Source organism: Streptomyces calidiresistens (assembly GCF_014141525.1).
Taxonomy (GTDB): Bacteria; Actinomycetota; Actinomycetes; order Streptomycetales; family Streptomycetaceae; genus Streptomyces; species Streptomyces calidiresistens.
The window spans coordinates 1-2,027 of the sequence record NZ_VKHS01000904.1 but is presented as its reverse complement, the minus strand read 5'-3'; the positions used below and the strand labels follow the sequence as shown (position 1 = coordinate 2,027).

Annotated in this window: 2 protein-coding genes; both read left to right on the top strand. The window is 78.5% G+C overall.

All coding sequences use genetic code 11. The features are described 5' to 3' along the window. Positions 1 to 21 precede the first annotated feature (21 nt). Entirely contained in the window at positions 22 to 1,104 is a 1,083-nt protein-coding gene (locus tag FOE67_RS23965; protein ID WP_323385392.1) for a J domain-containing protein, read from the top strand. Between the two features lie 67 nt (positions 1,105 to 1,171). Continuing rightward, positions 1,172 to 1,510, top strand: a complete 339-nt coding sequence (locus tag FOE67_RS23960) for a rhodanese-like domain-containing protein (protein ID WP_182666922.1) — start codon at positions 1,172 to 1,174, stop codon at positions 1,508 to 1,510. Positions 1,511 to 2,027: the final 517 nt, after the last annotated feature.

Below are 2,027 nucleotides of genomic sequence, written 5' to 3'. Positions count from 1 at the left end.
GTCTCGTCTAGGCTTTCGGGGGTGAGCACCACGGAGGACCACGGCCCCACCGGCACCGACCGCCCGGGCGGGCCCGCCGCCCCCGCGCCGGAGGCCGCGCGGGCCCCCGACGCCCCGGAGCCGGCGGGCGCCGCCGACGCGTCCGGGACCGGCGCCGACGCCCCCGACGCCGGCGGGTCCGGTGACATCGACCCCGAGGCGGCCGAACGGCTCGAGAAGGCGGTGCGGGCCGCCGAGGTCGCGCTGATCGAGTTCGAGATCGCCGTGGAGAGCTTCCGCATCGAGGTGGAGAACTTCTCCCGCCTCCACGACGAACGCCTCGGCCCGCTCTACGCCCACCTGGAGGAGCTGGAGGCGCGCATCGCCGAGGCGACCGCCGCCCGCACCGGCGACCCGGAGGACGTGCGCAGGGCCCGCGAGGCGCGTGCCCGGGTGCAGCCGCTGCCCGGCGTGGCGGAACTGTTCCAGGACTGGCTGGGTCCCGACGGCCTGGCCCCCGACGCCGCCGCGATGCTCACCGACCGCACCGCCACGCCCCCGCCCCGGGTGCGGCCGGGCCCCGAGGCCCGCGGACTGTTCCGGGAGCTGATCCGCCGCTGTCACCCCGACCTGGTGACCGATCCGGCGGAGGCGGACCGGCGCGGCGCGTTCGTCACCCGGGTCAACCAGGCCTACGCCCTGGGCGACGTGGCGGCCCTGCGCGCGTTGACCGAGGAGTGGGAGGCGGGGCCCGCGCGGGGCCCCTCGCCCGTGCAGCGCGGTGAGGAGCTGGTGGCCCGGCTCGGGTGGTTGGCCGAGCGGCGGGACCTGCTGGCGGAGATCGCCGCCTCGCTGGAGGGCGGCGCGATCGGCTCGCTGCTGCGCCTGGGGGAGGACGACCCGGACGCGCTGCTGGAGGAGATCGCCGAGGGGCTGCGGGAGAGGATCCGCGAGCGGGAGGCGGAGCTGTACCGGGCCGCGTCCGGCGCCGGCGACCCGCCGTCCGCCGAGGAGCCGGCGTCCGCCGAGGGGCCCGCGTCCGCCGACGGGCCGACCGGGCCGTCCGCCGGCTCCGGCGACGGCGTCCCCGGGGGCACCGGCGCCGGGGGCACCGGGTCGGGCTGAGCCGATCCGCCGGCGGGCGACCCGTCGGCTCCCGGGAGGGCCGGCACGGTCCCCTACAGTCGGGGGCATGAACTTCGCACAGGTCCCCACCGTGACGGTGGACGCCGTTCCCGCCGACGGGCTGCTGCTCGACGTCCGCGAGCCCGACGAGTGGGCCGCCGGGCGCGCCGAGGGCGCCCTCCACATCCCGATGGGCGAGGTGATCGCCCGCCTCGCGGAGATCGAGGAGCGCGCCGGCGACGAACCGGTGCACGTGCTGTGCCGGGTCGGCGGCCGGTCGGCGCAGGTGACGGCCTACCTGGCCCGGAACGGCGTGGACGCGGTCAACGTGGACGGCGGGATGCTCGCCTGGGAGGCGGCGGGCCGCCCCATGGTCGCCGACGGGGAACCGCCCCGGGTGCTCTGAACCGGCGCCGGGAGGCGCGCCCGTCGGGCCCGGGGGAGCCGGCGGAGCCGTGGGCCGGGGGAGTCCCCCGCAAACCCCGCAACGCCGCAAACACCGGGCGCCGCCGGGGATCACGCACCCCGGGGGCACCGCCGGGCGACGGTCGTACCGCGACTCGCGCCGAGGGCCCGTCGGAACGCTCCGGCGGGCTCTCGGCGTGCTCGGCGGGGTTGTCGGCCCCGCGTCATGCTTTGGCCAGGGGAGGAAGCACAGCGTTCTCGAGCCGGGGCCCGGGCACGAACGGACCGTCGCGAGGTGGGCCCGGGGCTTTGCCCGCAGGAGTGAATTCGCACCGGCGCACACATGAAGCACACGCCTCCCGGGGAGGCAGGGACCGCTCACGACCCACCGGCGTCGTCGCCCGGCGACGCCCCTCCCCACCCACCGGAGGTTCCGCGTGGAGACCACCGGCCACGCCCGTCCGGCCGACGCCACGGACCCGGCCCGCCCCACCGGGGCCGGCGGGACACCACCCACC